This window comes from Amycolatopsis sp. NPDC001319, assembly GCF_042896185.1.
Classification (GTDB): Bacteria; Actinomycetota; Actinomycetes; order Mycobacteriales; family Pseudonocardiaceae; genus Amycolatopsis.
Map to the genome: position 1 here is coordinate 42,504 of NZ_JBIAWY010000008.1, position 16,564 is coordinate 59,067.

The window sequence follows — 16,564 nt, forward strand, 5'->3', positions numbered from 1 at the left end:
CCACCGACCAGGCCGATTCGGTTCGGCTCTGGCCGGTGGTTTTCGCGTTTCCGGGGCTTTTCCGGCACGCCGGCGACGGGTGGTGCAGTTCGCCGGCCTTGACCGCGGCTTGCCTCGGCCGCGGCTTTCTGCGGCGCGGGTTGTGTGCGGTGCGGGCTCGCGTGGGCGCGGCAGAGTGCGGTGCGCCTGGCTGTGGTGCGTCCGCGTCCGGTGCGGCTGGGTTTGCGGCGAAGACGTCTGGTGCGCCCGGCTGCGGTGGAGCAGGCGGATCCCCTTCTCAGGCAAAGCCTCTGGGTCATAAGCGCCAGTAATCCACACTATGCCCGAGTTGTGCACAAATCGGCCCCTCAGTGACCTTTGGCCGGTTCTCGTCGGAGTGCTCGATAGAACGGACATGGGCAGCCCCTTGGGAGGGCGAGGGGTTTCTCTAGATGTGAGGCCTGGGGGCAAAATCCCGCGGAGCGCCCGAGCCGCGGCTGGGTGAGGCCGTCGCCGGCCGTACGTCGCAGGGTGGAGCGGGTTCCCGCTGAAGGCGTTGTTGCCGGATGTAGGGGTCGTGTGGGTGCGGTATGGGCGAGGGCGGTTCCGTTGCTCGCCGGCTCGCGCTGGGTGAGGACCGCGGCGTCATAGCCCGCCGCCGCGACCGGGTGAGGCGGTAGGCCACAGCGATCGTGCCGCCCAAGCCACGAAAGTCGCGAGCGACAAAGCACCCAGGACGCGGCGAAGGGGTGGCACCCGACCGCAGCCGGATCGCGGCTCGCGCGCGGGGCCACCCCTTCGGCCTACGGGGGACCGGGGAAGGTCGGTGGGTCAGCGGTCCAGCGGGTACCGGGCCCGCACGCGGAAGCCGCCGTCTTCGGTGTCCGAGGTTTCGAAGCTGCCGCCCAGCAGGCGGGCGCGTTCGGCGAGGCCGGTGAGGCCGTGGCCGCCCGAGGGGAGGTGTTCGCCGGCGCGCTCGGCGCGTTCGTTGCGGACCTCGATGTTCAGGGCGCCGCTGCCGCCCTGGATGCGGATGGTGGCGGTGGCGCCGGGGGCGTGCTTGTGGACGTTGGTGAGGCACTCCTGCACGGTGCGGTACGCGGCGGCCGACACCTGGCTCGGCACGGTGTCCGGCAGGCGCTCCACGGTGAGGTGCACCGGGACGTCGGCGGTACGGATCAGGTGGTCGAGCTCGCCGATGCCGGGGCGCGGGCCGTCGTCCTCGGCGCCGGAGCGCAGCACGCTCACCAGCGAACGCAGTTCCTCGAGCGTCCGCGTGGAGAGCTGGCGGATGACCTGCGCGGTCTGCAGCGCCGGGCCGTCGGTGGCCTGGGCCTGCAGCGCGCCGGCCTGCATGGCGATGAGGGTGATCTGGTGGGAGACGACGTCGTGCATCTCGCGGGCCAGGCGGGCGCGCTCCTCGGCGCGCACGGCGTCGGCGTGGAAGCGGCGTTCGCGGTCGCGGCTCTTGGCCAGCTCGGCGAGCTTGGCGGAGATCTCCGCGCGGGCGCCGATCAGCAGGCCGATCGCGATCGGCATACCCGCCACGAGCACGCCGTAGATGCCGTCGAGCACGTGCTCGCGCCAGCTGAGCTGGGCGAAGTCGTCCAGCGGCCACTGCACGAACCGGCAGGTGAAGACCAGTCCCGCGCCCACCCAGGTCTGCCAGTGGATCTGGCGCTTCGTCGCGAGCGTGCCGAGCGTGATCATCGACGCCAGCTGCGCCCACCCGGCGAGGAAACCGGGCACCGCGAGGATCACGGCCAGGAACGGCAGCTTCCGCCGCAGCACCACCGCGAGACACGCGGCCGCCGACAGGTAGATCGAGTACGGCGGGGCCTTCGGCGGGATCACCAGCCACACGTCGAGTACAGCCAGCAGCACGGCGACGGCCTCGACCCCGACCGTCGTCGCGATCGGCCGGCGCAGCGAAGCGAACACACCGCGCAGGCTGAACCGCCGGACCCGATCGGCCGCCCCCGCGCCGGGGCTGCCCATCGAGATTCCTGGAATCGAGAGTCCCTCAGTGCTCATGCGGCGACCCCATTCGTCTTGTGGACTTGATGATGAGATGCGCCGGGCACCCGATCGGGACGCGCGGCGGGCAACAAATGTGCGGATGCTAACGAAGAGACGTGTGACGACGGTAAGTTTCACCCGCACCCACAAATTTGGTCGTCTGATCTCCATCACTACGGCATTCGGGTGACGAAAAGAAGTCTGACGTCACCTCGTGTCGATCACAACACCCTACGTTCACCTTACGGGTGATCCCACATACTGGTGAGCCGCTTGATGGAGTAGTGGTCACTGCTCCGTTCGGCAGATGAATGATCTTCACGCTTACGGGTGGCACGCGTCATCCGGTCGAGCGGGCCCTGAAACCCACGGTCAGGGCCGCGAAACAGTCGCGAAACAGCTGCCCGGCGACAGAAAAAGGCCGCCCCGGGCGAACCCGGAGCGGCCTTCGAGAACCAGCGAGCGTCACGCGGTCGGCGGCTCGTACACCTTCGTCAGCTTCCCGGCCGCAGTGCGGTCCAGGAGCCACAGCGTCCGCCGGTAGCCGCGGGCACCCGAAACGGGCACCTGCACCTCCGGCGCACCCGCGAGAGCCAGCGACACGGCCTCGGCCTTCGCCTCGCCCGCGGTCATCAGCCACACCTCACGCGCGCGGCGGATGGCCGTGAGCGTGAGCGAGATGCGCGTCGGCGGCGGCTTGGGGCAGTCGCGCACCGCCACCGCCGAAAGCCGCGTCTCGTGCACGGCGGGGGAGTCCGGGAACACCGAAGCGGTGTGCCCCTCCCCGCCGAGGCCGAGCAGGCAGATGTCGAACGCGGGCACGCCGCCCTCGTCCGGGCCCGCCTGCGAGGCCAGCACCTCCGCGTACGCCGCGGCCGCGGCGTCCACGTCGGCACCGAACTCGCCGTCCGACGGCGCCATCACGTGCACGCGCTTCGGGTCGAGCGGCACGTGGTCCAGCAGGGCCTCGCGCGCGCCCTTCTCGTTGCGCTCGTCGGAATCGGCCGGCACGAACCGCTCGTCGCCCCAGTAGACGTCCAGGCGCGACCAGTCGATCGCGTCGCGCGCGCTGGAGCGGTTGAGCTCCTCCAGCACCGCGATGCCCGTGCCGCCGCCGGTGAGCACGACCGAGGCCGAGCCCTTGGCCGCCTGCACGTCGACGATCCGGGTGACCAGCCGCGCCGCCGCGGCCGCCGCCAAGAGGTCGGCGTTCTCGTAGACGACGACCTCCGTGCGGCTCACGAAGCGCTCTTTTCCGCCTTGGCCTTGCCGGCCTTCTTCGCCGGGGCCTTGGCCGCCGCGGCCTTCGGCTTCGCCGCCGCAGAAGCAGCCGAAGTCGCCTTCGCCGCCGTCGTCGGCGAGGCGATCTTGGGCAGCCCGTGCAGCGCCGCCTCGAAGACCTCGTCCGGGTCGAGCCGGCGCAGCTCCTCCACGAGGCACTCCGGGTTGCTCCGCCGCTGCAGCGCGATGCGCCGCGTGGGCTGGCCCGGCTGCGTCAGCGTGCCGACGCGGCCGTCGGGCCGGGTCAGCTCCACCGCGCCCGAACGCCGTTCGAGCTCGACGGAGATGATGCCCTGCGCGCTGGAGCTCTTGATCCGCTTCACCGGCACCTTGAGGTACTCGGCGAGCCAGCCCGCCAGCAGCTCCGTGGACGGCGAGTCGGCCTCACCGGTCACGGTCGCGCTCGTGATCTTCTCGTACGGCGGCAGGTCCAGCGCCGACACGAGCTGCGCACGCCAGTGCGTCAGCCGCGTCCACGCCAGGTCGGTGTCGCCCTCCACGTAGGCCTTGGCCCGCGTGGTCAGAGCCCTTATGGGGCTCTTCTCCGCGGCCGAGTCGGTGATGCGCCGCTGCGCGATCTGGCCCAGCGGGTCCTCCGCCGGGGCCTTCGGGCCCGCGCCCGGCCACCAGGTGACGATCGGCGCGTCGGGCAGCAGCAGCGGCACGACCGCGCTCTGGCCCTGCGCGGCCAGCGGCCCGTAGAGGCGCAGCACGATGACCTCGCTCGCGCCGGCGTCGCCGCCCACGCGGATCTGGCCGTCGATGCGCGGAGCCGCCGTGCGGATGCCCTTCGCGACCACGATCACGCGCGACGGGTGCTCCCGGCTGGCGTGGTTCGCGGCCTCGATGGCCTCCTCGAGCTTGGCGTCGTCGTCCGCCACGATGACCAGGGTCAGCACCCGGCCCAGCGCGACCTGACCGCCCTGGTCGCGGATCTCCACCAGCTTCTTGTTCAGCTGCGAAGTCGTGGTGGATGGCAGGTCGATGATCACGGACGCCTCCAGTTCCGGCCCGTACGCTCGAGCATTTCGTCAGCGCTCTGCGGGCCCCAAGTACCCGGCGCGTACTGCTCGGGCGCGCCTTCCTTGGCCCAGTGCTCCAGGATCGGGTCGAGGATCTCCCAGGAGAGCTCGACCTCCTCGTTCACCGGGAACAGCGACGGCTCGCCCAGCAGCACGTCGAGGATCAGCCGCTCGTACGCCTCGGGGGAGGACTCGGTGAAGGCGTGGCCGTAGCCGAAGTCCATGGTGACGTCGCGGACCTCCATCGTGGTCCCCGGCACCTTCGAGCCGAACCGCAGCGTGATGCCCTCGTCGGGCTGCACGCGGATGACCAGCGCGTTCTGGCCCAGCTCCTCGGTGGAGGTGGAGTCGAACGGCAGGTGCGGCGCGCGCTTGAACACCACGGCGATCTCCGTGACGCGCCGGCCCAGCCGCTTGCCGGTGCGCAGGTAGAACGGCACCCCCGCCCAGCGGCGGTTCTGCACCTCCAGCGTCACCGCGGCGTAGGTCTCGGTCTTGGAGTCCTTCGCGAAGCCCGCTTCCTGCAGCAGGCCCGGCACCTTCATGCCGCCCTGCCAGCCGCCGGCGTACTGCCCGCGCGCGGTGGTCTCGTCGAACGGCCGGATCGGCATGGTCGCCGCCAGCACCTTCGCCTTCTCCGCGCGCAGCGCCTTCGGCTCGAACGACAGCGGCTCGTCCATCGCGGTCAGCGCGAGCAGCTGCAGCAGGTGGTTCTGGATGACGTCGCGCGCGGCGCCGATCCCGTCGTAGTACCCCGCGCGACCGCCGAGGCCGATGTCCTCGGCCATGGTGATCTGCACGTGGTCGATGTAGTTGGCGTTCCAGATCGGCTCGAACATCTGGTTGGCGAAGCGCAGCGCCAGCAGGTTCTGCACCGTCTCCTTGCCGAGGTAGTGGTCGATGCGGAACACCGACTCCTCGGGGAAGACGTCGTTCACGATCCCGTTGAGCTCCTTGGCGCTCTTGAGGTCGTGGCCGAACGGCTTCTCGATCACCACGCGGCGCCAGGTCGTGGCGTCGGTGTCGGCGAGGCCCGAGCGCGCCAGCTGCTTGGTCACCACCGGGAACGCGCCCGGCGGGATCGAGAGGTAGAACGCCGTGTTGCCGCCGGTGCCGCGTTCGGCGTCGAGGTCCTTGACCGTCTGGGCGAGGCGGTCGAAGGCGTCGTCGTCGTCGAACGTGCCCTGCACGAAGCGGATGCCCTCGGCGAGCCGGTTCCAGACCGACTCCTTGAACGGCGTCCGCGCGTGCTCGCGCACCGAGTCGTGCACCAGCTCGCCGAAGTCCTGGTGCTCCCAGTCGCGGCGCGCGAACCCGACCAGCGAGAAGCCGGCGGGCAGCAGGCCGCGGTGGGCCAGGTCGTAGATGGCGGGCATGAGCTTCTTGCGGGCCAGGTCGCCGGTGACCCCGAAGATCACCAGGCTCGACGGGCCCGCGATGCGCGGGAGGCGCTTGTCGCGCGGGTCCCGCAGCGGGTTCTGCCAGGTCGTCACTCGCCGGCCTCCTGTACGGCCCGCACGAGCTCGGCCAGCCCGGCGGCCCGGTCGGTCAGGTGCAGCCGCAGCACGGGGCGGCCGTGCTCGGCGAGGACCTGACCGTCGCCGAGAGCCTGCGCGTGCTGCAGCTGTCCCAGGGTGTAGGGGCGGTCCGGCACAGCCAGGTCCTCGGCGACCGCGCCGGTGATCTGGAGGAAGCTGCCGTTCTGGTGGCCGCCCTTGTGGTACTGCCCGGTGGAGTGCAGGAACCGCGGTCCCCAGCCGAACGTCGTCTGCACGCCGGTGCGCTTGGCGATCTCGCCGCGCAGCAGCGAGGTCGACGCGTCGTCGAGCCGGTCGAGGTAGGCCTGCACCGCGAAGTAGCCGCCGTCGGCGACCGAGCCGAAGAACGCGCGCAGCACGTCCACCAGCTTTCCTTCCGTGACAACGCCTTCCGAACCGAAGACCTCGACGGCACCGTCCACAGTGGCCGGAGTCTCCTTGCCGGACAGCTTCTCCGGCTCGTCGAGCAACGCGCGCGCGGCCTTCTTCGCGGCCTCGACGTCGGGCTGGTCGAACGGGTTGATCCCGATCAGCCGGCCGGCGAGCGCGGTCGCGAACTCCCACAGCAGGAACTGCGCGCCGAGCGGGCCCGTCACCGAGATCTTCGCGGCACCTTCGGCAGCACCGACGGCGACCGGGGTCGCGTCGGCCTTCGCGTCGGCGAAGCCGGGGGCCTGGGGGCCCTCGACGGCCACGGGCAGCAGGCCGGTGCCCAGCTTGCCGGTCGACTCCGCGATCAGCTGCTCGGCCCAGTCCGGGAAGCCCTTGATGCCCGAACCGGTGTCGGCCAGCACGACCTTCTCGGCGCCGCCCTCGTGGGCGGCGGCCCAGGCGGCCGCGAGCTTGATCGCCGGGTTGTCGGCCGAGTCGGAGCCCAGCGTCTCGGCCACCGCGGCGGCCTGGTCCAGCAGGCGCGCGATGTCCGCGCCCGCGAGACCGGCCGGCACGAGGCCGAACGCGGTCAGCGCCGAGTAGCGGCCGCCGACGTGCGGGTCGGCCAGGAAGGTCTTGCGGTAACCCTCCTTTTCGGACAGTTCCGAGAACGGCGAGCCCGGGTCGGTCACGACCACGATCCGCCGCGCCGCGTCGATCCCCGCTTCGGTGAAGGCCTTCGCGAAGATGCGCCGGTGGCTGTCGGTCTCCACGGTGCCGCCGGACTTCGACGACACCACGATCACCGTGCGCTCGAGGTCGCCCGCGAGCGCGTCGGCCACCTGGCCCGGGTCGGTCGTGTCGAGCACCGTCAGCGCGACACCCGCGGTGCCCGCGATGACCTCCGGCGCGAGCGACGAACCGCCCATGCCGGCGAGCACCACGCGGTCCACGCCCTCGGACTGCAGCTCTGTGCGCAGCGCCTCGATCTCACCGATCAGCGGCCGCGACGACTTGTGCAGCGACGTCCACGAGAGCCGGATCGACGCCTCGGACTCGGCGTCCGGTCCCCACAGCGTCGCGTCCTGCGCGGCGAGCTTCGACGCGGCCTGGTCGGCGACGAGGCGCTCGACCAGCGGCGCCGCCTTGCCTGCCAGTTCGGCGTCGACGAGCTCGACGCCGGTTTCGTCCCCTGTCATGGTCTGGCTTCAGCCCTTCGCCTTGTTCAGCTGGCCGGTCACCGTCTCGAGCAGCTCCTGCCAGGACTTCTCGAACTTCTCGACGCCCTCGGTCTCGAGGACCACGAACACGTCCGGCACGTCGATGCCGGCCGCGCTCAGCTTGTCGAACACGCCCTGCGCCTCGGCACCGCGGCCGGTCACCGTGTCACCGGTGACCTCGGCGTGGTCGGCCACCGCGTCCATGGTCTTCTCCGGCATCGTGTTCACGACGCCGTGGACCAAGAGCTGGTCGACGTAGCGGGTGTCGGAGTACGCCGGGTCCTTGACGCCGGTCGAGGCCCACAGCGGACGCTGCGCGTTGGCGCCGGCGGCGGCCAGCGCCTTCCAGCGGTCGCTCGCGAAGAGCTCCTCGAACTTGGCGTAGGCGAGCCGGGTGTTGGCGATCGCGGCCTCGCCGAGCAGAGCCTTGGCCTCGTCGGTGCCGATCTTGTTCAGGCGCTTGTCGACCTCGGTGTCCACACGGGACACGAAGAACGACGCGACCGAGTGGATGCCCTTGAGGTCGTGGCCGTTGGCCTTCGCCTGCTCCAGGCCGGCGAAGAACGCGTCGATGACCTGGGCGTAGCGCTCGACGGAGAAGATCAGCGTCACGTTGATGCTGATGCCCTCGGCCAGCGCCGCGGTGATGGCGGGCAGGCCCTCGTCGGTGGCCGGGATCTTGACCATCAGGTTCGGCCGGTCCACGGCCTTCCACAGGTCCTTGGCCTCGGCGATCGTCTTGTCGGTGTCGCGCGCCAGGCGCGGGTCGACCTCGATGGAGACGCGGCCGTCGACGCCGTCGGTGGCGTTGTAGACGTCGCGGAACAGGTCGGCGGCGTTGCGCACGTCCGTGGTCGTCAGCTCGCGGACGGTGCCGTCGAGGTCCGCGCCGCGGTCGGCCAGCTCCTTGACCTGCGCGTCGTACGCCGCGCCGTGGGACAGGGCGTTGGCGAAGATCGTCGGGTTGGTCGTGACACCCACGACGTGCTTGTCGCGGATGAGTTCGGCGAGGTTGCCCGTGCTGAGGCGCTCGCGGGAGAGGTCGTCCAGCCAGATGGAGACGCCCGCCTCCGAAAGCTGCGCGAGCCGGTCAGTGCTGCTCATGACTCTTTTCCGTCCCTTCAGAAATTCAGTTCTTGGTGTTGGCGATCGAGCGACGGGCGGCCTCGACGACGTGCTCCGGGGTGAACCCGAACTCACGGAACAGTGTGGCGGCGTCGGCCGAAGCACCGAAGTGCTCGATCGAAACGTTCACCCCCGCGTCACCGGTGAAGCGGTGCCACGACTGCGCGACCCCCGCCTCGACGGACACCCGCGCCTTGACGGCCGGCGGCAGCACGGCGTCGCGGTAGGACTGCTCCTGCGCGTCGAACCACTCGACGCACGGCATCGACACGACGCGGGTCGGCACGCCGTCGGCCTCGAGGGTCTTTCGGGCCGCGACGGCCAGCTGGACCTCGGAACCGGTGGCCATCAGCACGACCTCGGGGGCGCCGTTCGAGGCGTCCTCGAGCACGTAGCCGCCGCGCTTCACGCCTTCCGCGCTCGTGCCTTCGAGCACCGGCACGTTCTGGCGGGTCAGCGCGACACCCGACGGGTGGTGCACGTCCTCCAGCACGGCCTTCCACGCGTAGGCGGTCTCGTTGGCGTCCGCTGGGCGGACGACGTTGAGGCCCGGGATCGCGCGCAGCGCGGAGAGCTGCTCGATCGGCTGGTGCGTCGGGCCGTCCTCGCCGAGGCCGATGGAGTCGTGCGTCCACACGTAGAGCGTGGGCAGGCCCATCAGCGCCGCGAGCCGGACCGGCGGGCGCATGTAGTCGGAGAAGATGAGGAACGTCGCGCCGTACGGGCGAGTGCCGCCGTGCAGGGCGATGCCGTTGAGGATCGAGCCCATCGCGTGCTCGCGGATGCCGAAGTGCAGCGTCCGGCCGTACGGGTTGGCGTTCCAGGCCGCCGTGGTGGCCTTCGCCGGGCCGAACGAGTCGGCGCCCTTCATCGTGGTGTTGTTGCTCTCCGCCAGGTCGGCGGAGCCGCCCCACAGCTCGGGCAGCGGGTCGCGCAGCGCGTTGAGGACCTCACCGGAGGCCTTGCGGGTCGCGATGCCCTTGGGGTCCGGGTCCCAGTGCGGCAGGTTGTCGGCGAAGCCCTCGGGCAGCGTGCGGGTGGCGAGCCGGTCGGCCAGCGCCTTGCGCTCCGGGTTCGCCTCGGCCCACGCGTCGTAACGCTCCTGCCAGGCGGCGTGCTCCTGCTTGCCGCGCTCCAGGGCCTTGCGGGTGTGGGAGATGACCTCGTCGTCGACCTGGAAGGTGCGCTCGACGTCGAAGTCGAGGATCTCCTTGACGGCCTTGATCTCGTCGGCGCCGAGCGCGGCGCCGTGGGCCTTGCCGGTGTTCATCTTCGTGGGCGCCGGGTAGCCGATGATCGTCCGCACCGCGATGAACGACGGGCGCCCGGTCTCCGCCTTGGCGGCCTTGATGGCCTCCTCGATCGCGGTGACGTTCTCGCCGCCCTCGACGACCTGCGTGTGCCAGCCGTAGGCCTCGTAGCGCTTGACCGTGTCCTCGGACAGCGCGATGTTCGTGTCGTCCTCGATGGAGATCTTGTTGTCGTCCCAGAAGACGATGAGGTTGCCCAGCTCCTGGCGGCCCGCGATCGACGAGGCCTCCGACGTCACGCCCTCTTCGATGTCGCCGTCGGAGGCGATCGCGAAGATGTGGTGGTCGTAGATGCTCTCGCCGGGCGCGGCGTCGGGGTCGAGCAGGCCGCGCTCGCGACGGGCGGCCATCGCCATGCCCACCGCGTTGGCCAGGCCCTGGCCCAGCGGGCCGGTGGTGGTCTCGACGCCCTTGGTGTGGCCGTACTCCGGGTGGCCTGGGGTCAGCGAGCCCCACGTGCGCAGCTGCTTGAGGTCCTCGAGCTCGAGGCCGTAGCCGGCGAGGTACAGCTGGATGTAGAGGGTGAGGCTGGAGTGCCCGGCCGAGAGGACGAAGCGGTCGCGGCCGCGCCAGTGCGGGTCGGCCGGGTCGTGGCGCATGGTCCGCTGGAACAGCGTGTAGGCGAGCGGGGCGAGGCTCATCGCGGTGCCCGGGTGACCGCTGCCGACCTTCTCGACGGCGTCCGCGGCGAGGACCCGGACGGTGTCGACGGCGCGGGAATCGGTCCCGGTCCAGTCGGCGGGCACGTCACGCCGGAGCAAAGGGTTGTTCTCGCTGGTAGAGGCGGTTTCGGACACTGAACTCGAACTCCCCGTCCTGAGGTTGTCGCTTGCTTTCCGTCATGGTGTAGCCGGTGCGCACTGCCAGTAATCTCAATCGATCCCGAAGGGACGATATTCCTGCTGGGAGCACTGCGCCGGGGTGCCACGCGGCCCGTCCGCGACAGCCTAGTGCGTGGGGTGTGCTCCGGGCAGCCGCGACAGCCGTGCCCGTCCCCACCGGGCAGGTGATCCCGCCCATGCGGGTCGCTTGCCGTCCGCCGCTGGTCACGGACCGTGCAAAAGGGACGATCGAGGGGACCGACCGGATCCGCCGGACACCACGACCGGTCCTTCCGGACACACCGTGCGCCGCCGTGGTCGTCGCGGGTGAACCCGGTGGCGTGACGCAGAAGACAGGCGTGGCGTGTCGAGGACCCTCGATCACGCAGGCGGATTCGCCACGTCTAACATCGAGCGCGGGCCTGGTCCGGGAGCTTCACCAGTTCCATCGCGGTCTTCCGGATCGCCACCCGGCCCCGAACTGACCTTGGGAGTGAAATGTCGTTGGTGAACGCTGCGCACGGACGCAGTGAGAACACCAGCGCCGAACACCCGACCGGTGAACGACCGCGTGGTGCCCGGCGAACTGTCCGCCAGGTGGTCGGCGCTTACGCCGCGCTCGCGAAGCCGAGGGTGATCGAGCTCCTCCTCGTCACCACGATCCCGGCGATGTTCCTCGCGGGGCGCGAGATCCCGTCGCCGTGGCTCGTGCTCGCCACGCTCGTGGGCGGCACGATGGCCGCCGGCAGCGCCAACGCGCTCAACTGCGTGATCGACGCGGACATCGACAAGGTGATGAACCGCACCAAGAAGCGCCCGCTGGTGAAGGACTCGGTGCCGCGGCGCAACGCGCTGATCTTCGGCCTCGTGCTCGGCGTCGCTTCGTTCGCGGTGCTGTATTTCACCGTGAACCTGCTGTCGGCGATCCTCGCGATCGCGACGATCCTCTTCTACATCTTCGTGTACACCCTGGGCCTCAAGCGGCGCACGTCGCAGAACGTCGTCTGGGGCGGCGCCGCCGGCTGCATGCCGGTGGTCATCGGCTGGGCCGCCGTGTCCGGCACCGTGCAGTGGCCCGCGTTCGTCATGTTCGGCGTCATCTTCTTCTGGACGCCCCCGCACACGTGGGCCCTGGGCATGAAGTACCGCGAAGACTACGAACGCGCGGGCGTCCCGATGCTCCCGGTCGTGGCGACCCCGCAGCACGTCGCCAAGCAGATCGTCATCTACTCGTGGGTGATGGTCGCCTGGACCCTCCTGCTGCTCCCCGTGACGAGCTGGCTGTACGCCACCTTCGCCGTCCTCGCGGGCGCCTGGTTCCTCTTCTACGCCCACCGCCTCCAGGCCGCCGTCCGCCGCGGCGAGGAGACGAAGCCCATGTCGCTGTTCCACCGCTCGAACACGTACCTGATGATCGTGTTCGTCGCACTGGCGGTGGACTCGGCGATCGGACTGCCGACGCTCGGCTTGCCGTTCTAGCCGGTTTCTTCACCGCAGCTTCAAACCACAGCCGCTTCACCACAGCGCCGCCGAGGCTCCCGGCCCGGCGGCGTTTTGGCGTGTGGACCAGGTCACTCGGCTCTTCCACCGGCTCCGCGGCGGCTGAGCCGCGCTCGGGAATGGCGTAGTCTGGTTGGCCGTTGTGGTTTTCCGGCTGTCCGCCGCCTTCTCCCGATGCGAAAGCAGGATCTCACTTGTCCGTGTCCCCGGACCGGGAAGCAGACCGCGCCCTCGAGGACGGTACGCCCGAGCACGCCGCCGAGCTGTCGCGTGAGCAGGCGTATGTCACGACGCTCTACGCGAAGCTCGACGCCGAGCGGGTGGAGGCGCAGCGGCGCCTCGACACCACGTTGCGGCAGACCGGCGGTACCCCGCAGGCGCGCACCGAGCGGGACGTCGCCACCACGCTGTACTCCGACCGCCTCGCGCAGCTCGGGTCGGTGGAGCAGGGGCTGTGCTTCGGCCGCCTCGACTTCGTGCCGGAGAGCGCCGAAGAGACGACCTACATCGGCCGCCTCGGGTTGTTCGAGGAGGACGACGACTACAAGCCGCTGCTGGTGGACTGGCGGGCGCCGGTCGCGCGGCCGTTCTACCTCGCCACGGCGGCCTCGCCGGACGGGGTGCGCCGGCGGCGGCACCTGCGGTCGCTGAGCCGCAAGGTGACGGGGTTCGACGACGAGATCCTCGACCTGTCCGCCGCCGACCAGGGGCAGGACCTCGGGCTGGCGGGCGAGGCGGCGCTGCTGGCCGCGCTGGAACGGCGGCGCACGGGCGAGATGAGCGACATCGTCGCGACGATCCAGGCCGAGCAGGACCGGATCATCCGCGCGCCGCTCGGCGGGGTGATGGTGGTGCAGGGCGCGCCGGGCACGGGCAAGACCGCCGTCGCGCTGCACCGGGCCGCGTACCTGCTCTACACGCACCGCCAGCAGCTCACCACGCGCGGCGTGCTCGTGGTCGGACCCAACAGCACGTTCCTGCGCTACATCGGCCAGGTCCTCCCGTCGCTGGGCGAGACCGGCGTGCTCCTCGCCACGATCGGGCAGCTCTACCCGGGCCTCGACGCGGAGGGTGTCGAGGCGCCGGAGGCCGCGGAGGTCAAGGGGCGCCTGGTGATGGCCGACGTGCTCGCCAACGCCGTGCGCGACCGCCAGCGCGTGCCCGAGCCCGTGGTGGAGATCGAGCACGAGCGGGAGATCCTCAAGCTCGACCGCAAGACCTGCGTCGAGGCCCGCACCCGCGCCCGCCGCTCGCGCCGGCCCCACAACCTCGCGCGGCGCCTGTTCGTGTCCGACGTGCTCGACGCGCTCACCCGCCAGGCCGCCCGCAAGCTGGGGGAGGACCTGCTCGACGCGCAGGACGTGCAGGACATCCGCGCCGAGCTCGCCGCCAGCCCCGCCATCGCCGCCGCCGTCAACGAGCTGTGGCCGAAACTGACCCCGGAAGGCCTGCTCGACGACCTGTTCGCCGAGCGCGAACACCTCGATCGCGCCGCCGGCAAGCTGCTGTCCGAGGCCGATCGCGCGCACCTCGAGAGCGGCCGCGACGCCAAGTGGACGCCTGCCGATGTGCCGCTGCTCGACGAGCTGGCCGAGCTGCTCGGCGAGGACGACAGCGAGGAACGCGCCGAGCGCCGCCGCCGAGACCGCGTGCAGCGCGCGTACGCCGAGGGCGTGCTCCACATCCTGGAGCAGGACGAGGAGATCCAGGACGAGGAGATCCTGCGGGTGTCCGACGTCCTCGACGCCGAGCTGTTCGCCGAACGCCAGCAGGAGCGCAGCGAGCTGACCGCCGCCCAGCGCGCCGCGCAGGACCGCACGTGGACGTTCGGCCACGTGATCGTGGACGAGGCCCAGGAACTGTCCGCCATGGACTGGCGGCTGCTCATGCGCCGCTCGCCGAACCGCTCGATGACGCTCGTGGGCGACGTCGCGCAGACCGGCGCGGCCGGGGGAGCCCGCACGTGGGACGAGGTCCTCTCGCCCTACGTCGCCGACCGCTGGCGCCTGGAGCAGCTCACCGTGAACTACCGCACCCCGGCCGAGATCATGGCCGTGGCCGCGCGCGTGCTGGCCGAGCTCGACGTGAACCTCGCGGCCCCGGCGTCGGTGCGCGAGACGGGCGTGGCGCCCTGGTCGAAGGCGACCAGCGACCTCGACGCCGATCTGCCGGGTTTCGTCGCGCAGGAGCTGTCCGCAGTGGACGGTGGCACCGTGGCCGTGCTCACACCGGCGGCCCGGCTCGCGGCTGTGGAAGCGGTGCTGACGCCTGACGAACGCGTGAGCGTGCTCACGGTCGAGCGCGCCAAGGGCCTCGAGTTCGACGCCGTTCTGCTGGTCGCGCCGGACGAGGTCGTCGCGGCCTCACCGCGGGGGCTCAACGACCTTTACGTGGCCCTCACGCGGGCGACCCAGCGGCTCGGCGTGGTCCAGACCGGTGACGTCGTACCGGCCCTGGCAGAGCTTGGCTAGGGTGCCGGGCATGCAGAGAATCGGCAAGATCGCCTCCGTGGGCGCCGTGGCGGTGGCCGCGGCGTTCAGCCTGTCCGCGTGCGGTGACGACTCGACGAGCGCGAGTACCCAGCAGCCGTCCCAGCCGTCCGCGCCCGCCGCACCGTCGAGCTCGGCCGCGCAGGCCGCCCAGACCAAGGGCCGCGAGTGCACCGCGGACGACATCAAGACCACCGGGACCTTCGGCCAGGCGCCGACGATCACCATCCCGGACGACTGCGATCCGCCGAAGAAGCTGATCACGAAGGACCTGGTCGCGGGCACCGGCAACGGCGCGAAGGCCGGCCAGAAAGTGTCGATGAACTACTCGCTGGTCACCTGGTCGGACAAGCAGAAGCTCGACAGCTCGTTCGACCGCGGCCAGACCTTCGACCTGACGCTCGGCGCGGGCGAGGTCATCCCCGGCTGGGACCAGGGCCTCGTCGGCATCAAGCAGGGCGGGCGCCGGCTGCTGATCATCCCGCCCGACCTCGGTTACGGTCAGGGCGGCAACGGCATCGCGCCGAACGAGACCCTCGTTTTCGTCACCGACGCCGTCACGGTGCCGAACGACAAGAGCTGAGCCGTGGCCCGCACCGTCCACCGCGGCTGGGTCGTGCTCTGGCACGACGAGGACGGCTGGGGCGTGCTGGAGTCGCGGACGGTGCCCGAGCAGGTCTGGGCCCACTACTCGCACGTGGACATGCCCGGGTTCCGGCGGCTGAGCGCCGGTGCCGAGGTCGAGTTCACCGTCGAGCGCGCCGAGCAGGACGGCTTCCATTGGCGGGCGGTCTCCGTCACGGAACGGCCACCCGAGAAGCCGAAGAACCCGAAGCAGCCCAAGCAGCCCAAGCAGCGCTGAACCGCCGGGCCAGGCACCCACCTGGCCCGGCGGATCGCGTCACGGGACGAGGATCAGCTTCCCGGTGGTCCGGCGGCCCTGCAGGTCTTCGTGCGCCATGCGGGCGTCGGCCAGCGGGTAGCGGCCGCCGATGCGGATGTCGAGCGAACCGTCGGTCACGGCGGCGAACAGTTCGTCCGCGCGCCAGTCGAGCTCCTCGCGCGTGCGGACGTAGTGGCCGGACGTCGGGCGGGTCAGGAACAGCGAGCCGCCCGAATTGAGGCGCTGCGGGTCGATCGGCGGCACCGGGCCGCTGGCCGCGCCGAACAGCGCGAGCATGCCGCGGATGCGCAGGCTGGCCAGGCTGCCGTCGACGGTGTCCTTGCCGACGCCGTCGTAGACCACGTGCACGCCCTCGCCGTCGGTCAGCTCGCGCGTGACCTCGGCGAAGTCCTCGCGGTCGTAGCGGATCACGTGGTCGGCGCCGGCGCCGCGGGCCAGCTCGGCCTTCTCCTCGGTGGACACCGTGCCGATCACGCGCGCGCCCCGCGCCTTCGCGAGCTGCACCAGCAGCAGGCCGACACCGCCGGCCGCGGCGTGGACCAGCACGTCGTCGCCCGGCTTGACCTCGTACGTCGAGCGCACGAGGTAGTGGGCGGTGATGCCCTGCAGCATCGTGGCGGCGGCGACCTCGTCGGACACCCCGGCGGGCACCTTCACGGCGACGGCCGCGGGCACCAGCTTGCGCGCCGCGTAGCTGCCCAGCGAGCCCTGCCAGGCCACGCGGTCACCCGGGGCGAACGCCGTCACGCCCTCGCCGACCTCGGCCACGGTGCCCGCGCCCTCCAGGCCGAGCACGAACGGCAGGTCGATGGGGTAGATGCCCTGGCGCTGGTAGGTGTCGATGTAGTTGACGCCGGCCGCGGCCACGTCCACCAGCAGCTCACCGGCACCGGGCGAGCCGACCTCGACCTCGGTGACCTCCAGTACCTCGGGACCACCGGTCGTCCTGACCTGCACAGCGGACGGCATGTTTCCTCCTCGCGT

Annotated in this window: 12 protein-coding genes; 4 read left to right on the plus strand and 8 right to left on the minus strand. The window is 71.1% G+C overall.

Annotation, left to right across the window (positions count from 1 at the left end; all coding sequences use genetic code 11):
- Positions 1-810 precede the first annotated feature (810 nt).
- The 7 genes from ACFY1H_RS29030 to tkt all read right to left on the minus strand — a co-directional run bounded on the left by ACFY1H_RS29030 (position 811) and on the right by tkt (position 10,663).
- On the minus strand, positions 811-2,013 hold the full coding sequence (locus tag ACFY1H_RS29030; RefSeq protein ID WP_386951465.1) for a sensor histidine kinase: 1,203 nt from the start codon (positions 2,011-2,013) through the stop codon (positions 811-813).
- 450 nt (positions 2,014-2,463) lie between these two features.
- Complete coding sequence (gene pgl / locus ACFY1H_RS29035; RefSeq protein WP_366583283.1) at positions 2,464-3,240, minus strand: 6-phosphogluconolactonase; 777 nt, start codon at positions 3,238-3,240, stop codon at positions 2,464-2,466.
- On the minus strand, positions 3,237-4,271 hold the full coding sequence (opcA, locus tag ACFY1H_RS29040; RefSeq protein ID WP_386951468.1) for a glucose-6-phosphate dehydrogenase assembly protein OpcA: 1,035 nt from the start codon (positions 4,269-4,271) through the stop codon (positions 3,237-3,239). The genes pgl and opcA overlap by 4 nt, the downstream gene beginning before the upstream one ends.
- Positions 4,268-5,794 (minus strand): glucose-6-phosphate dehydrogenase, encoded by a 1,527-nt coding sequence (zwf, locus tag ACFY1H_RS29045; protein ID WP_364047691.1) that lies wholly within the window; start codon positions 5,792-5,794, stop codon positions 4,268-4,270. The genes opcA and zwf overlap by 4 nt, the downstream gene beginning before the upstream one ends.
- Positions 5,791-7,410 (minus strand): glucose-6-phosphate isomerase, encoded by a 1,620-nt coding sequence (locus ACFY1H_RS29050; protein WP_386951471.1) that lies wholly within the window; start codon positions 7,408-7,410, stop codon positions 5,791-5,793. The genes zwf and ACFY1H_RS29050 overlap by 4 nt, the downstream gene beginning before the upstream one ends.
- A gap of 9 nt (positions 7,411-7,419) precedes the next feature.
- Positions 7,420-8,535, minus strand: a complete 1,116-nt coding sequence (gene tal / locus ACFY1H_RS29055) for a transaldolase (protein ID WP_386951474.1) — start codon at positions 8,533-8,535, stop codon at positions 7,420-7,422.
- Between the two features lie 25 nt (positions 8,536-8,560).
- Positions 8,561-10,663, minus strand: a complete 2,103-nt coding sequence (gene tkt / locus ACFY1H_RS29060; RefSeq protein ID WP_366583287.1) for a transketolase — start codon at positions 10,661-10,663, stop codon at positions 8,561-8,563.
- 522 nt (positions 10,664-11,185) lie between these two features.
- Here tkt and ACFY1H_RS29065 point away from each other — a divergent pair.
- The 4 genes from ACFY1H_RS29065 (at position 11,186) to ACFY1H_RS29080 (ending at position 15,538) form a co-directional block, all read left to right on the plus strand.
- Complete coding sequence (locus ACFY1H_RS29065) at positions 11,186-12,166, plus strand: heme o synthase (RefSeq protein ID WP_360596563.1); 981 nt, start codon at positions 11,186-11,188, stop codon at positions 12,164-12,166.
- Positions 12,167-12,387: 221 nt separating this feature from the next.
- Positions 12,388-14,658, plus strand: coding sequence for a HelD family protein (locus ACFY1H_RS29070; RefSeq protein WP_386952155.1), 2,271 nt, complete (start codon positions 12,388-12,390; stop codon positions 14,656-14,658).
- A gap of 10 nt (positions 14,659-14,668) precedes the next feature.
- The gene (locus tag ACFY1H_RS29075; protein ID WP_366583289.1) at positions 14,669-15,259 is read left to right on the plus strand and encodes an FKBP-type peptidyl-prolyl cis-trans isomerase; all 591 of its coding nucleotides are present in this window, start codon (positions 14,669-14,671) and stop codon (positions 15,257-15,259) included.
- A gap of 3 nt (positions 15,260-15,262) precedes the next feature.
- Positions 15,263-15,538: a cold-shock protein gene (locus ACFY1H_RS29080; RefSeq protein WP_386951479.1), complete on the plus strand. Its 276-nt coding sequence runs from the start codon at positions 15,263-15,265 to the stop codon at positions 15,536-15,538.
- Between the two features lie 39 nt (positions 15,539-15,577).
- Here ACFY1H_RS29080 and ACFY1H_RS29085 read toward each other — a convergent pair whose 3' ends face one another.
- Entirely contained in the window at positions 15,578-16,549 is a 972-nt protein-coding gene (locus ACFY1H_RS29085) for a quinone oxidoreductase family protein (RefSeq protein WP_386951482.1), read from the minus strand.
- Positions 16,550-16,564: the final 15 nt, after the last annotated feature.